The 14,470-nt window shown below is 57.7% G+C and carries 10 protein-coding genes, 4 tRNA genes and 2 pseudogenes; 11 read left to right on the top strand and 5 right to left on the bottom strand.

What is annotated here, in order from left to right; all coding sequences use genetic code 11:
• Positions 1–49: 49 nt before the first annotated feature.
• Positions 50–1,075, bottom strand: coding sequence for an outer membrane protein assembly factor BamD (locus tag EXW71_RS11940; RefSeq protein ID WP_123714510.1), 1,026 nt, complete (start codon positions 1,073–1,075; stop codon positions 50–52).
• 149 nt (positions 1,076–1,224) lie between these two features.
• Here EXW71_RS11940 and rluD point away from each other — a divergent pair, with 149 nt between their 5' ends.
• The 7 genes from rluD (at position 1,225) to EXW71_RS11900 (ending at position 6,319) form a co-directional block, all read left to right on the top strand.
• Complete coding sequence (rluD, locus tag EXW71_RS11935; protein ID WP_105697438.1) at positions 1,225–2,187, top strand: 23S rRNA pseudouridine(1911/1915/1917) synthase RluD; 963 nt, start codon at positions 1,225–1,227, stop codon at positions 2,185–2,187.
• Entirely contained in the window at positions 2,184–2,909 is a 726-nt protein-coding gene (pgeF, locus tag EXW71_RS11930; RefSeq protein WP_134658763.1) for a peptidoglycan editing factor PgeF, read from the top strand. Before rluD ends, pgeF begins: the two co-directional genes overlap by 4 nt.
• 131 nt (positions 2,910–3,040) lie before the next feature.
• The gene (gene clpB / locus EXW71_RS11920; protein WP_123714512.1) at positions 3,041–5,605 is read left to right on the top strand and encodes an ATP-dependent chaperone ClpB; all 2,565 of its coding nucleotides are present in this window, start codon (positions 3,041–3,043) and stop codon (positions 5,603–5,605) included.
• A 302-nt stretch (positions 5,606–5,907) separates the two neighbouring features.
• Positions 5,908–5,983: transfer RNA gene (locus EXW71_RS11915), tRNA-Asn, on the top strand.
• A gap of 9 nt (positions 5,984–5,992) precedes the next feature.
• Positions 5,993–6,069 (top strand) — tRNA-Pro (locus tag EXW71_RS11910).
• A gap of 5 nt (positions 6,070–6,074) precedes the next feature.
• Positions 6,075–6,150: transfer RNA gene (locus EXW71_RS11905), tRNA-Lys, on the top strand.
• Positions 6,151–6,242: 92 nt separating this feature from the next.
• A tRNA-Pro gene (locus EXW71_RS11900) sits at positions 6,243–6,319 on the top strand.
• Positions 6,320–6,528: 209 nt separating this feature from the next.
• Here the strand turns inward: EXW71_RS11900 and EXW71_RS11895 are convergent.
• Positions 6,529–7,422, bottom strand: a complete 894-nt coding sequence (locus EXW71_RS11895) for a LysR family transcriptional regulator (RefSeq protein WP_123714513.1) — start codon at positions 7,420–7,422, stop codon at positions 6,529–6,531.
• 107 nt (positions 7,423–7,529) lie between these two features.
• On the opposite strand from EXW71_RS11895, the gene EXW71_RS11890 reads away from it, so the two are divergent.
• The gene (locus EXW71_RS11890; protein ID WP_134658761.1) at positions 7,530–8,897 is read left to right on the top strand and encodes an MFS transporter; all 1,368 of its coding nucleotides are present in this window, start codon (positions 7,530–7,532) and stop codon (positions 8,895–8,897) included.
• The gene (locus tag EXW71_RS11885; RefSeq protein ID WP_134658759.1) at positions 8,894–10,168 is read left to right on the top strand and encodes a glucarate dehydratase family protein; all 1,275 of its coding nucleotides are present in this window, start codon (positions 8,894–8,896) and stop codon (positions 10,166–10,168) included. Before EXW71_RS11890 ends, EXW71_RS11885 begins: the two co-directional genes overlap by 4 nt.
• Positions 10,169–10,397: 229 nt before the next feature.
• On the opposite strand, the gene EXW71_RS11880 is transcribed toward EXW71_RS11885, so the two are convergent.
• Positions 10,398–11,165: a helix-turn-helix transcriptional regulator gene (locus EXW71_RS11880; RefSeq protein WP_134658757.1), complete on the bottom strand. Its 768-nt coding sequence runs from the start codon at positions 11,163–11,165 to the stop codon at positions 10,398–10,400.
• Between the two features lie 74 nt (positions 11,166–11,239).
• On the opposite strand from EXW71_RS11880, the gene EXW71_RS11875 reads away from it, so the two are divergent.
• Together EXW71_RS11875 and EXW71_RS11870 are read left to right on the top strand one after the other, a co-directional pair.
• Positions 11,240–12,400 carry a cytochrome P450 gene (locus EXW71_RS11875; RefSeq protein ID WP_167659671.1) on the top strand — a complete coding sequence of 387 codons (1,161 nt, stop codon included), beginning with the start codon at positions 11,240–11,242 and terminating at the stop codon, positions 12,398–12,400.
• Positions 12,397–12,780, top strand: a complete 384-nt coding sequence (locus EXW71_RS11870; protein ID WP_134658755.1) for an antibiotic biosynthesis monooxygenase — start codon at positions 12,397–12,399, stop codon at positions 12,778–12,780. Before EXW71_RS11875 ends, EXW71_RS11870 begins: the two co-directional genes overlap by 4 nt.
• Here EXW71_RS11870 and EXW71_RS29390 read toward each other — a convergent pair.
• Both EXW71_RS29390 and EXW71_RS29385 read right to left on the bottom strand, forming a co-directional pair.
• Positions 12,767–13,288, bottom strand: a pseudogene (locus EXW71_RS29390) (methyl-accepting chemotaxis protein); the annotation flags it as partial. The gene EXW71_RS11870 and the pseudogene EXW71_RS29390 overlap by 14 nt on opposite strands.
• A 609-nt stretch (positions 13,289–13,897) precedes the next feature.
• Positions 13,898–14,407 (bottom strand): annotated as a pseudogene (locus tag EXW71_RS29385) (MCP four helix bundle domain-containing protein); the annotation flags it as partial.
• Positions 14,408–14,470 lie beyond the last annotated feature (63 nt).

Genomic DNA, 14,470 nt, shown 5'->3' with positions numbered 1-14,470 from the left:
CACAAAAAAGGGAGCCCTGCGGGCTCCCTTCCATTACTGCCTGGACCGATCAGTCGAAAATACCGAAGGTCATGTAGCTGAACCACGAACGGTCTTCGTTGTTGCCAAGGGCTTGCGGTGCCTGCTCTTCGATCACATCGCCGTTTTCGTCGTGTGGCTTGAGGTCGGAAGGAATGGCATCTTTCGCGTCCTGGAACTGCTTGACCACGTCCTGGTTGGCGCGGGTTTCGCCCGGCGGCAGCGGTGGACGGGACTCGATCAGGCCCAAGGTGTACTTGCTCAGCCACGAACGGTTGTCCGCTTCGGCGACCTGAGGCACGAACTGGCCGTCTTTCAGGCTCGGGTGATCCGGGTAGTTAAGCTTCAGGGTTTCCAGGCTGGTGCTCGCCAGGGCATCCAGGTGCAGGCGCTGGTAAGCCTCGGTCATTACCGCCAGGCCATCGCCCACGGATGGGGTTTCCTGGAAGTTTTCCACCACATAGCGGCCACGGTTGGCAGCGGCCACGTACGCCTGACGGGTCAGGTAGTAGTGGGCTACGTGGATTTCGTAGGACGCCAGCAGGTTACGCAGGTAGATCATGCGTTGCTTGGCATCCGGCGCATAGCGGCTGTTGGGGTAGCGACTGGTCAGCTGGGCGAACTCGTTGTAGGAGTCGCGGGCAGCACCCGGGTCACGCTTGGTCATGTCCAGCGGCAGGAAGCGCGCCAGCAGGCCAACGTCCTGGTCGAACGAGGTCAGGCCCTTCATGTAGTAGGCGTAATCCACGTTCGGGTGCTGCGGGTGCAAGCGGATAAAACGCTCGGCGGCGGACTTGGCAGCTTCCGGCTCGGCGTTCTTGTAGTTGGCGTAGATCAGTTCGAGCTGGGCCTGGTCGGCATAGCGTCCGAACGGATAGCGCGACTCCAGGGCCTTCAGCTTCGCTGTGGCGCTGGTGTAGCTATTATTGTCCAAGTCTTTCTGAGCTTGCTGGTAAAGCTCGACTTCGCTCAGGTTTTCGTCGACGACGTCCTTTGTTGACGAGCAAGCAGCAGTCATGGCGAGGATGGCGATCAGCAGCAGGTGTTTCACTTGCATGGCGGCTTGCGTCCCTATGACGGCCGCTGTCTTGGGCGGGGCCGTCCTGTTATGATGAGCGCCCCGTTGAAAGCCTCGGGGCAAAAGACGCCGTATTTAACCACAAGCGCGCAGCCGAAACCAAAGGCTGTGCCACGCCTAGTCTGAGCATGTCCGATAAAATTGAACTTCGCGCAGAGGTGCCGTCCGAATTGGGCGGCCAACGCCTCGATCAAGTCGCCGCACAATTATTCGCTGAGCACTCGCGCTCGCGCCTTTCCGCCTGGATCAAAGACGGCCGCCTGACTGTGGATGGAGCGGTTATCCGCCCGCGAGACATAGTTCATGGCGGTGCGATTCTTGAGCTGACTGCCGAGCAGGAAGCCCAGGGAGAATGGGTTGCCCAGGACATTGAGCTGGACATCGTCTATGAAGATGACGACATCCTGGTCATCAACAAACCCGCAGGCCTGGTGGTTCACCCGGCTGCCGGGCACGCTGATGGCACTTTGCTCAACGCCCTGTTGCATCACGTGCCGGATATCATCAATGTCCCGCGCTGCGGCATCGTGCACCGTCTGGACAAGGACACCACCGGCTTGATGGTGGTAGCCAAGACCATTCAGGCGCAGACGCAGCTGGTCACACAGTTGCAGAGCCGCAGTGTCAGCCGGATCTACGAGTGCATCGTGATCGGCGTTGTGGTCGCGGGCGGCAAGATCAACGCCCCTATTGGTCGCCACGGCCAGCAGCGCCAGCGTATGGCGGTGATGGAAGGCGGCAAGCAGGCCGTAAGCCACTACCGTGTATTGGAGCGTTTCCGTTCCCATACCCATGTGCGGGTCAAACTGGAAACCGGTCGTACCCACCAAATTCGCGTGCACATGGCGCACATCAACTTCCCGTTGGTCGGAGATCCTGCCTACGGTGGTCGCTTCCGCATTCCGCCGGCGGCCAGTGCAACCATGGTTGAGTCGTTGAAAAACTTCCCGCGCCAGGCGTTGCATGCACGCTTCCTGGAATTGGATCATCCGACGAGCGGTAAGCGCATGAGCTGGGAATCGCCTCTGCCTGACGACCTGGTCTGGTTGTTGTCACTGCTCAAGCAGGATCGCGAGGCGTTTATCGGATGAGTGACTGGCTGATTCCTGACTGGCCTGCGCCGGCTCAGGTGAAAGCTTGCGTCACCACCCGTACGGGCGGCGTCAGTCCGGCGCCGTTCGACAGCCTCAACCTGGGCGATCATGTCGAGGACAGCCTGGAGGCCGTCCTTGAAAACCGTCGTCGCCTTTCCGAGGCCTTTAATATTCAGCCAGCCTGGCTGCGCCAAGTGCATGGCGTGGTCGTGGTCGAGGCCGATCCCGACTGCGTCGCCGAAGCTGATGGCAGTTGGACCAGTACCCCGGGCATTGCCTGCACTTCAATGACTGCTGACTGCCTGCCTGTGTTGTTCTGCAATCGTGCCGGCACTCGGGTCGCGGCGGCCCATGCAGGTTGGCGCGGTCTGGCGGCAGGGGTGTTGGAGGCGGCGTTCGAAAGCCTGGATACCGAACCTGCCGACGTCCTGGTCTGGCTCGGCCCTGCCATTGGTCCGCAAGCTTTTGAAGTGGGTCCGGAAGTGCGTGATGCCTTCATGCAGCAGTTGCCGATGACCGAGCAGGCCTTTTTGCCCAGCCGCAATCCCGGCAAATACATGGCGGACATCTACCAGTTGGCGCGATTGCGTCTGGCTGCGCGAGGTGTCACTGCTGTTTATGGGGGCGGTTTCTGCACCGTGACCGACCCACGCTTCTTTTCTTACCGCTGCCACCCTCGTACCGGTCGGTTTGCCTCCCTGATCTGGCTTGAGCGCTAGACTCTCCTGATCTAAGTCAACTATCCACAGCTTGAATCTCCCAGAATCGACCACATCTATAGGGCTATCTGGCAGGTTTCTTCATTCAGGATGTGTTTGTAGCTCCGGCCTGCTCAAAAGGAAGGTGACTAATGCGTATTGATCGTTTAACCAGCAAATTGCAGTTGGCTTTATCTGATTCCCAATCGTTGGCGGTGGGCCTCGACCACCCGGCCATTGAGCCTGCGCACTTGATGCAGGCGCTCCTGGAGCAGCAAGGTGGTTCTATCAAACCTTTGCTGATGCAGGTGGGCTTTGACGTCAACAGCCTGCGCAAGGAGTTGAGCAAAGAGCTCGACCAACTGCCGAAAATCCAGAATCCGACCGGCGACGTGAACATGTCGCAAGACTTGGCGCGTCTGCTCAACCAGGCCGACCGTCTGGCCCAGCAGAAAGGTGACCAATTCATCTCCAGCGAGCTGGTGCTGCTCGCCGCCATGGATGAGAACAGCAAACTCGGCAAATTGCTGCTGGGCCAGGGCGTCAGTAAGAAAGCCTTGGAAAATGCCATCAACAACCTGCGTGGCGGCGACGCGGTAAACGACCCCAACCATGAGGAGTCGCGTCAGGCACTGGACAAATACACCGTTGACCTGACCAAGCGTGCCGAAGAGGGCAAGCTTGACCCTGTGATCGGCCGTGACGATGAAATCCGTCGCACCATCCAGGTCCTGCAACGTCGTACCAAGAACAACCCGGTGCTGATCGGTGAGCCCGGCGTGGGTAAAACCGCGATCGCCGAGGGGCTGGCCCAGCGCATCATCAATGGTGAAGTGCCGGATGGTCTTAAAGGCAAGCGCCTGTTGTCCCTGGACATGGGCTCGTTGATCGCCGGTGCCAAATTCCGTGGCGAGTTCGAAGAGCGTCTGAAATCCCTGCTCAACGAGCTGTCGAAGCAGGAAGGGCAGATCATTCTGTTTATCGACGAGCTGCACACCATGGTCGGTGCCGGTAAAGGCGAAGGCTCGATGGACGCCGGCAACATGCTCAAGCCGGCGTTGGCTCGGGGTGAGTTGCACTGCGTTGGCGCGACCACGCTCAACGAGTATCGCCAGTACATCGAAAAGGACGCGGCCCTTGAGCGTCGCTTCCAGAAAGTGCTGGTGGAAGAACCAAGCGAAGAAGACACCATCGCGATCCTGCGTGGCTTGAAAGAACGCTATGAGGTCCACCACAAGGTGGCGATCACTGATGGCGCAATCATTGCGGCGGCTAAATTGAGCCATCGCTACATCACTGATCGTCAGTTGCCGGACAAGGCTATTGACCTGATCGACGAGGCCGCCAGCCGTATTCGCATGGAGATCGACTCCAAACCGGAAGTGCTCGACCGTCTGGATCGACGCCTGATTCAACTGAAAGTTGAATCCCAGGCGCTGAAGAAGGAAGAGGATGACGCGGCGAAGAAACGCCTGGAAAAACTCCAGGAAGAAATCGTCCGCCTGGAACGTGAGTATTCGGACCTGGAAGAAATCTGGACCTCGGAAAAGGCCGAAGTACAGGGTTCTGCACAGATCCAGCAAAAAATTGAGCAGTCCCGTCAGGAACTGGAAGCTGCGCGTCGTAAAGGTGACCTGAACCGCATGGCCGAATTGCAGTACGGGGTGATCCCGGACCTGGAGCGCAGCCTGCAGATGGTCGACCAGCACGGCCACAGCGAGAACCAATTGCTGCGTAGCAAGGTGACCGAGGAGGAAATTGCCGAGGTGGTCTCCAAGTGGACCGGCATTCCGGTGTCGAAGATGCTTGAGGGCGAGCGTGACAAGCTGTTGAAAATGGAAAGCCTGTTGCATCAACGCGTCATCGGCCAGGAAGAGGCGGTGGTCGCGGTGTCCAACGCAGTGCGGCGTTCCCGGGCCGGTTTGTCCGATCCGAATCGTCCGAGCGGCTCATTCATGTTCCTCGGCCCGACGGGTGTGGGTAAGACCGAGTTGTGCAAGGCGTTGGCCGAGTTCCTCTTTGATACCGAAGAGGCCATGGTACGGATTGATATGTCCGAATTCATGGAGAAACACTCGGTGGCTCGTTTGATCGGCGCCCCACCAGGCTACGTGGGCTACGAGGAGGGCGGTTACCTGACCGAAGCCGTGCGGCGCAAGCCTTACTCGGTGATCCTGCTGGATGAGGTCGAGAAGGCCCACCCGGATGTATTCAACATCCTGCTGCAAGTGCTGGAAGATGGCCGCCTGACGGACAGCCACGGGCGTACCGTGGACTTCCGTAATACGGTGGTCGTGATGACCTCCAACCTGGGCTCGGCGCAGATCCAGGAGCTGGTGGGTGATCGTGAGGCACAACGTGCTGCGGTTATGGACGCGTTGACCAGTCACTTCCGTCCCGAATTTATCAACCGGGTTGATGAAGTGGTCATCTTCGAGCCTCTGGCACGCGACCAGATCGCGGGCATCACCGAGATCCAGTTGGGTCGTCTGCGAGGTCGCCTGGCCGAGCGCGATCTTGACCTGGAGTTGAGCGGTGAGGCATTGGACAAGCTGATCGCGGTCGGTTACGACCCGGTGTATGGCGCACGGCCTTTGAAACGTGCGATCCAGCGCTGGATCGAAAACCCGCTGGCCCAGTTGATCCTGTCGGGCAGCTTTATGCCGGGGACCAGCGTCAAGGCCACGGTGGAGAACGACGAAATCGTCTTCCATTAAGCCTGGCCAGTTCTGCAATAAGCGAAGGCTCCGCATTGCGGGGCCTTTTTTTTCGATAGGGCGTTGAACTGTAAGGCAAAGGCTTGTAAAGTGCGCCCCGCAACAACGTCAGCCCACGGATTTCTTCTCCCCAAGAAGAAATCAGAAAGAAGCGCAAATCATTGTCTTAAAAGCAATTTAAAGGGTTGACAGGGGTTTTTAAGATTGTAGAATAGCGCGCCTCAGAGACATGAACGTAGCGATACGGACAAGTCGAAGAGAAGGTTACATCGCTGTAAAAGTTGTACATTTGAATATGTAGTTCCGTGATAGCTCAGTCGGTAGAGCAAATGACTGTTAATCATTGGGTCCCAGGTTCGAGTCCTGGTCACGGAGCCAATTCAAAACCGGGGTATAGCGCAGTCCGGTAGCGCGCCTGCTTTGGGAGCAGGATGTCGGGAGTTCGAATCCCCCTACCCCGACCATATTTGGGTCGTTAGCTCAGTTGGTAGAGCAGTTGGCTTTTAACCAATTGGTCGTAGGTTCGAATCCCACACGACCCACCATTTTTGAGACCAGTTAACGCTGGAATCGAATCTTAAGATCAGAGGCCAAAAGCGCTGATCGAAGAAGGCGACTGAAAGGTCGCCTTTTTTTCCGGGGTATAGCGCAGTCCGGTAGCGCGCCTGCTTTGGGAGCAGGATGTCGGGAGTTCGAATCCCCCTACCCCGACCATATTCAAAGAAAAAAGGCGCCTTTATGGCGCCTTTTTTCGTTTGTTCATCGGGCTCATGCCGCGAATCTTGAGCCCATGATTGAATGAACGTGGCTGTTCATCGATTCATGTTCACAGGCTTCGTTTTTTTCGCTCTTCTTAGCCTCAATCTCTGTTAGCTCAACTGCCCTCATAGGGAAGCTGCTCGCGGTCCCGCTGCCGCTCAGGCTCACCCTTCACGAACCGCATTGCGTATGCCCTCCAACAGCATGGCAAACGCCGGGTTGTCATTGTCTTCGCGCCAGATCAGGTGCAACTCGCTCTGCGCGCCTTCGCCCAGGTCGATATCGCGGAACACCACGTTTTTGAATACCACGCTGCTGGCGCACCGGGGCACCAGGGCCAGGCCCATGCCGGCGTTGACCAGCGCGAGGATGGTCAGGGACGAGCCGAGCCACTGCACGTATTCCGGTGCCACGCGGGCGGAGCGCAGCAGGCCGGTGAGCAGCTCGTTGAACGGCGGGTAGGCGGCGTGGGCGTACATCAGGAAAGGTTGGGCATCCAGGTCCTGCGCGCTGACCGTCGCTGCCTGGGCCAGCCGGTGGCTGCTTGGCACGGCCAATACAAAAGGTTCGCGAACCAGGCATTCGGTGGCGTAGCCGGGCTCCAGCAACGGTGCGCGGACGATGCCGAGGTCGATGCGCCGGGCGCGCAGGGCCTCGTATTGCTGGTAGGTGTTCATCTCCGATAGGTCGATCTTGACGTGGGGTTGCTTGAGTCGCGCCTCGGCGATCACTTTGGGCAAGAACTCATACACCGCGCTGCCGACGAAGCTGATATTGACCGTGCCGATATCGCCTTCGGCAAAGCGCCGCGCAGTCACGGCCGCTTGCTGGGCGCGCTCCAGCAGGTTCTGGGCCTCGACGAAAAACGCACGGCCGGCGGCGGTGAGGGCGACGCTGCGGGTCGTACGGGTAAACAGCTCAACCCCCAGGTGATGTTCCAGCAATTGGATCTGCCGGCTCAGCGGTGGCTGGGTCATGTTCAACCGTTCGGCGGCGCGGCGGAAATTCAGCTCGGTCGCCACGGTAGTAAAACAGCGCAGCTGTGTTAGCTCGAACATTGATCTAATCCTGGTATCAATCGTATGTCAAGTTAGATTAGACGGGAACAATCCCCGGCGTCCATGATCCGTGCGTCCCTTAAAAAAACAATGAATGGGAGTTGCCCGTGGATACCCTCCAGAATCCGCCTGACCCGACGGTGCTCGCCCGCGCGGCTGCCAAGGTCAAGCGTCATGTACTGCCGCTGTTTGTGGTGATGTTCATCGTCAATTACATCGACCGCGTCAATATCGGCTTTGTGCGCAGCCACATGGAGACGGACCTGGGTATTGGCGCGGCGGCCTACGGCTTGGGCGCCGGGCTGTTCTTTATTGGTTATGCGATCTTCGAAGTGCCCTCCAACCTGCTGTTGCAACGCTACGGCGCGCGGGCCTGGTTGACGCGCATCATGTTCACCTGGGGCGCGGCGGCGATGGCGATGGCTTTTGTCAAAGGTGAAACCAGCTTCTACATCCTGCGCTTCGTGCTCGGCGCTGCCGAAGCCGGGTTTTTCCCCGGCATCATCTACTACTTCACCCAATGGTTGCCGGCCGCCGAGCGCGGCAAAGCCATGGCGATTTTTCTCAGTGGTTCGGCCATCGCCTCGGTGATCTCCGGGCCGGTGTCGGGGGCGTTGCTCAACGTCAGCGGGTTGAGCCTGCATGGCTGGCAGTGGATGTTCCTGATCGAAGGTTTTGCTTCTATCGTGTTGTGCGGCTTTGTGTGGTTCTGGTTGCAGTCCCACCCCCATCAGGCCAGGTGGCTGAGCGACGAAGAAAAACATGCATTGACCAGCGTCATCGCGCTGGAGCAGCAGGCGCGCGAGGCGAGTCAGAGTGTGCGGCCGTCGATGTTCAAGTTGCTCGCCGACAAACAGATCGCGCTGTTCTGCTTTATCTACTTCTCCATCGCCCTGACTATTTACGGCGCCACGTTCTGGCTGCCCAGCATGATCAAGAAAATGGGCAACCTGGGCGACTTCCAGGTGGGCCTGTTCAATTCGATCCCCTGGTTGATTTCGATCGTAGCCATGTACGGATTTGCCTCCCTGGCCAGCAAATGGAAGCACCAGCAGGCGTGGGTTTCACTGATGCTGGTGATCGCCGCTTTCGGCATGTTCATGTCCACCACCGGTGGGCCGGTGTTTGCCTTTGTCGCCATCTGTTTTGCCGCGATTGGCTTCAAGGCGGCCTCGGCACTGTTCTGGCCGATCCCCCAGGGCTACCTGGATGCGCGGATCGCGGCGGCGGTGATTGCCCTGATCAATTCGGTGGGCAATTTGGGCGGTTTCGTCGCGCCCACGACCTTCGGTTTGCTCGAGCAGACCACCGGCTCCATCGAGGGTGGCTTGTACGGCCTCGCCGCAACCTCGTTACTGGCCGCCGTGGTGGTGTTTTTTGCCCGCACCACGCCACAGGGCGGGGTGCCTCCCGCGTCAACACTTTCTACTCGTCACCACGCCTTGCGTTCAGGTCCACAGGGAGCCGCCTCTTGAAAATTGTCCGCGTTACCGTCACTCCGATTGCCTTCCGTGACCCGCCCTTGCTCAATGCCAGTGGTATTCACGAACCCTTTGCACTGCGCTCGATCATCGAGGTCGAAAGCGACACCGGCTACATCGGCCTGGGCGAGAGCTACGGCGATGCCCCGGCACTGGCGATCCAGCAGCAGGTGCAATCGCAACTGATCGGTCTCGACCCGTTCGACCTCAACCAATTGCGCGCCATCGTGCAAGCCACGGTGGCCGCCCACAAACCGGCGAGCCTGGCCGGGGCGGAACTGGCGCCGGGTTCTCATGCCAGCAAGGCGGTGAGTAATGCCTATTCGGCGTTCGAGGTGGCCTTTCTCGATTTGCAGGCGCACGCATTGAATGTACCGCTGGTGGACCTGCTCGGTGGGGCGATTCGCGACCAGATTCCGTTCAGCGCCTACCTGTTTTTCAAATACGCCGAACACATCGAGTCACCTTACAAACCCGACAGTTGGGGTGAAGCCCTCAACGAGCAACAGATCGTCGCCCAAGCCCGGCGCATGATCGAAACTTACGGCTTTAAAAGCATCAAGCTCAAGGCCGGTGCGCTGCAACCCGAGCACGAAGTGGCATGCATAAAGGCCTTGAAAAAGGCCTTTCCCGGCGTGCCGCTGCGTATCGACCCGAATGGCAACTGGTCCCTGGAAACTTCGATTCGCATGGCCGAGCTGCTCGGCGATGACCTGCAATACTACGAAGACCCGACCCCTGGCCTGGACGGCATGGCCGAGTTGCACAAGCGTACTGGCCTGCCCCTGGCGACCAATATGGTGGTCACCGACTTTGACGAATTCCGCCGCAGCGTGGCCTTGAACAGCGTGCAGATTGTGCTTGCCGACCACCACTACTGGGGCGGCCTGCGCGACACCCAGGCACTGGCGAAGATGTGCCAGACCTTTGGCCTCGGTGTGTCGATGCACTCCAACTCGCACCTGGGTATCAGCCTGATGGCCATGGCCCATGTCGCCGCATCGGTGCCCAACCTCGATTACGCCTGCGACACCCATTACCCGTGGCAAGAACCGGATGAAGAAGTGATCAAGGGAGGCAAGCTGCCGATTGTCGACGGCTGCGTACGGATCACTCGTGCACCGGGGCTGGGCCTTGAGCTGGACCATGACCAACTGGGCAAGCTGCATGATCAGTACCTCAGTTGCGGCATTCGCCAGCGCGACGACGTGAAACAGATGCAGCGCTATCAACCGGAGTGGAAAACCGTTAAACCACGTTTCTGAAGCTGGTCGCTTCGTTTTTGCCCGGTGGTGCATTTGCGTGTGCCTCCGGGCTTTTTTTGCGCGGTTCCCGCGTATCCGTATGCGCCGCGCCAGTTTTGTCCTGCAACAGCATTCCAAACTTGACCCGGCACTTTTGGCGTAAGCATCCCGCTGATACACGCTGATTTAAGACGTAACACGCGAAGCAGTGCTCGCTTGTTGATAGAGGCTCAGTCCAAGGAAGCTGTAGTCATTTCGGTAATGCCGGTTCGGCGAGTGGTGTTCCATTTCGCATGACTGATCTCTCCATATCTTTGTCTTCAAGCACGATCCCGAATCGGCCAGACAGCTCCTTTCGTCCTTTGGATGTCAATGCAAGTGCCCGACTATCAAGGTCTTGGATAACCCACTTGCGACTTATGACAGTCTGTAGAAAAGCTGCTCCGAGTGCTCCCGCAAGATGAGGGCGCCGCATGCTCCAGTCCAGGCATGAGCACGCGAAACGACGTCGCTGTGCCCTTACCGTTTCTATCTCGATACCGAGAGCTGTCATCGCTTTTTCGCCGCTCATAGTAAGCTGATACAGACTCTCCCCAGCGACCGGCGCGATTAACCAGCCCGCCCCCATGAAATAGTCGTGCAGTTTTACAGCCAGTGTTCCTGCCATATGGTCATAACAAGTACGCGCGAACTGCAATCGGGTTGGGGTCGTGGAAACATATTGCGTGTCCGCGTTTTGGGCTATCACCATGAGGGCCTCAATAGCCTGGGCTACTTGCGCGTTTTCCAGACTGTAGTAGTGATGCCTGCCTTGCGTGTGCAACCTCACCAACCCGTCCTCTTTCAATCTTGCTAAATGCGCACTCGCCGTGGAAGCACTAACGTCGGCGATGACGGCCATTTCGGTACTGGTACGCGCGTGCCCATCCATCAGCGAACAAAGCATTTTCGTCCTCGCCGGTTCGGCAATGGCGCCGGCTACCCGAGAAATCGCGGTGTCATTGCTTTGAGCGTCCATATTTCGTTCCTGAGCGAATCGTCGGCATGAAGGGTGTTCGATAGTAGTCGTTCTTTGTGAACAGGACTTGCGGAATGACGCCTTTTGAAGCAGCTACTCATGCTGATCCCTATGTTTATTACTCAGGGCTCAGGCGGCAAAACGGCCTGTTATTCGATGCAGATCTTCGTTTATGGATTGCAAGTGATGCCGAGTTTGTCGAAGCCATTCTGGGGCATCCCGATTGTTGCGTGCGTCCGCTAAACGAGCCGATTCCTCCCGCCATCGCGCGGGGCATGGCAGGAGTGATCTTCGGTCGTTTGATGCGCATGAACGAGGGCCCGCCGCACCTGTGCCCCAGGATGGCTATCGAGCCTGCCTTGGCCTCTGTAGAGACAGAAAACATCGAAGACATCGTGTCACGCGTGGTCGATATCCTCGATAACCCGGTCGACAATGTAGATGAGCTGATGTTCACGTTGCCGGTTTCCGTCATTGCCACCTTAATAGGCCTTCCATCCAGCCGGCTGCAGGAAGTCGCGAAGCTGACACGGGATTTTGTTGCTTGCCTATCGCCGTTAAGCGACGAAATTCAGCTCGGTAAAGCCAATGCCGGGGCCACTCGGCTAAGCGAATTATTCACCGCGCTGCTAAGCAGCGACGATAAATGTAGCCGCTTCTTGAGCCATATCCGGAGCGGATGCGAGGCCACGGCCTGGGGAGATCATCCTGCGTTTATCGCTAATCTTATTGGTCTATTGTCACAGACCTGCGAAGCCACAGCAGGCTTGATCGGCAATACCCTCGTAGCGCTCCATCGCAACCCTGACCTGATTGAGGAGATGCAACTTACGCCGATGATGGTTGCAGACTTGGTGGCAGAGGTAGCGCGCTACGACTCACCAGTGCAAAACACCCGGCGATTCGTAGCAAAGCGATGCACTATCAGGGGCCGCGTACTGGAGGAGGGCGATACCGTTCTATTGCTGCTCGCTTCAGCCAACAGGGATGCCTGCGCGAACCCAGACCCCGATAGCTTCTTGCTCAATCGAACGCAACGACGAACCTTCAGCTTCGGCTCAGGAAGACATGAATGTCCAGGTCAGCAACTTGCATTGACTATCGCCTCCCAGACGATTTTGGTATGGCTACATCGCCAATCAACCCCGTTTGATCGTCCTTATCGGTGGCGCTATTTGCCGTCCCTTAATGGCCGCATCCCTAAGTTTTATCGTGATCAGGAAACTCAGCAATGATCGCAGTTATCTTTGAGGCATGGCCTCATGAGCAGCAATACCAGCGGTATCTTGATCTTGCTGCTGAACTGAAACCATTGCTGGCAGAGTTGGATGGCTTCATCTCGGTCGAGCGTTTCCAAAGCCTAAGTGAACCGGGAAAGGTTCTCTCACTGTCATTCTGGCGTGACGAGGAAGCTATCAAGCGGTGGCGCGGCCTTGAGCTGCATCGTGCTGCCCAATTAGCTGGCCGTAGGCAGGTTTTCGATGACTATCACCTGCGTATAGCCCAAGTAGTTCGAGATTATAGTCTTGAGGACCGCGTCCAAGCGCCGATCGATAGCAATAAGGAATGGCGTGTTGAACCCTTCTGCCTGGCTGAATACCCTAAGCCGCGCTGAAGAACGCCACCTTCTCGGTCAGGCGATCCGCCAAATGCGAGAGCTCCAGGCTCGCCGTCGCAACTTGGCATGACCCTGCGGCGGACTGCACCGTGGAGCCGTGAATACGGTTGATGTTTTGAGCCACTTCATCGGCAACCACGTTCTGTTGCTCCGAGGCGCTGGCGATCTGGGCGTTCATATGACTGATGGCGCCCACTTGCTCGCTGATCCTGCCCAATGCACTTTGCGCTTTGCGGGTGAGTGCCACCGTTTGGCTCGCCATCTCGCAACTGTCACGCATTGTTTGCGCGGCGGTTTCAGTGCCCAACTGCAGCGTACTGATCATCTCCCGAATTTCCTCGGTTGACTGCTGCGTACGGCTGGCCAGCGAACGCACTTCATCAGCGACAACCGCAAATCCGCGCCCATGTTCTCCAGCCCTCGCGGCCTCAATGGCTGCATTCAAGGCAAGCAAATTGGTTTGCGAGGCAATGGAGTTGATAACGTCGATCACTGACTCGATATTTTCACTGTGTTTGGAGACCTGATTCACGGTACTCGTGGTCTGCTCCAGACTAACCGCCAACTGTTCGATGGAGAGGGTCGTGCTTGCAACCAATTGATTGCCGCTTTCCACTTCAGTATCAGCAAGCCTGGAGGCATCGGCTGCCTGAGCGGCGTATCCTGACACCTCAGTAACCGTTGCAGCCATTTGCGTGATAGCTGCAGCCACTTGCTCGGCTTCGCGGATTTGGAGGCTGATCTGTTCATTATTTACCGATGAGGTGGCAGACAACTGCGTGGACGAGTGGTTGACCTCTCGTGCCGCACTGCGCACTTGCAGCATAGTCTCGGCCAGATGGCTAAGCGCGTCTTTCAAGACACCCATGACACTGTCAGGGTAGTTCGTTGAGATAGCCTGATTCAGCTCACCAGCGGCCAGCCGTTCTATGGCCAATGCGACCTCGGTGGGTTCGGCGCCTAACGTGGATTTAACGAATCGGATAATGACAACCGACAGCATGACGCTCAGCATCAGGGCGATACCGGTCGCGATCAACATCAGCGTACTGAACTGGCTTGCGGTCGCCTGCACCGCGCCAAGCTTCGCCTTGATTGACGCCTCTTCGTAGTCGATGAGCGCATTAACGCGCTTTAACCACTCACTGTAATCCAAAGAAGTTTGACGCATCAGCAGTGCCTGGGCTCCCGATACGTCGCCAGCCTGGCGCAGGGAAATGACAGCCTGGGTGGATTTCAGGGTTTGTTGCTCGATGTCCTTGATAGCACTCAGTAACCGGGCTTCCTCGCCCCTCACGTTTAAGCCTTTGAACAACTGATCCATAGGCGCCGCCGAGTCTGAGTAGGCCTTTTCCAGGGTCCTGATTTCCGTGAGGTGTTTTTCCAGATCAAGGTCGCTCTCTACCAGCACCGCGTCTCGGATCGCAATGGCGCGGTTATGGACACTGCCACGAAAATTGATGGCATAGCGTTGAACCTTCGCCGCGTTTTCGCTGACGTCGCTCAACGTGGAATCTATAAATGCAACGCGCTGAATCCCGACGGCGGTTATGACGATAAGAAGCGCAAGGATGGCTGCGAAGCTAAGCCCTATGCGTGTCGCCAGGGAGACCGGTTTTTTCATGGCTAGCTCGATATATGCCCTGTGTGGGCCTGGATTGGTGCGAATGATGCTATTAAGCCACCA

Origin of the sequence: Pseudomonas sp. BCA17 (assembly GCF_004519405.1) — a bacterium.
GTDB lineage: Bacteria > Pseudomonadota > Gammaproteobacteria > Pseudomonadales > Pseudomonadaceae > Aquipseudomonas.
Note: the sequence above shows the minus strand (reverse complement) of the source record. Positions and strands in the feature narration are given on the sequence as shown.

Coding starts and splice junctions, on each gene's coding strand:
- EXW71_RS11940 (WP_123714510.1), bottom strand. CDS start 1,075: ATGCAAGTGAAACACCTGCTGCTGATCGCCATCCTCGCCATGACTGCT.
- rluD (WP_105697438.1), top strand. CDS start 1,225: ATGTCCGATAAAATTGAACTTCGCGCAGAGGTGCCGTCCGAATTGGGC.
- EXW71_RS11895 (WP_123714513.1), bottom strand. CDS start 7,422: ATGTTCGAGCTAACACAGCTGCGCTGTTTTACTACCGTGGCGACCGAG.
- pgeF (WP_134658763.1), top strand. CDS start 2,184: ATGAGTGACTGGCTGATTCCTGACTGGCCTGCGCCGGCTCAGGTGAAA.
- EXW71_RS11870 (WP_134658755.1), top strand. CDS start 12,397: ATGATCGCAGTTATCTTTGAGGCATGGCCTCATGAGCAGCAATACCAG.
- EXW71_RS11880 (WP_134658757.1), bottom strand. CDS start 11,165: ATGGACGCTCAAAGCAATGACACCGCGATTTCTCGGGTAGCCGGCGCC.
- EXW71_RS11875 (WP_167659671.1), top strand. CDS start 11,240: ATGACGCCTTTTGAAGCAGCTACTCATGCTGATCCCTATGTTTATTAC.
- clpB (WP_123714512.1), top strand. CDS start 3,041: ATGCGTATTGATCGTTTAACCAGCAAATTGCAGTTGGCTTTATCTGAT.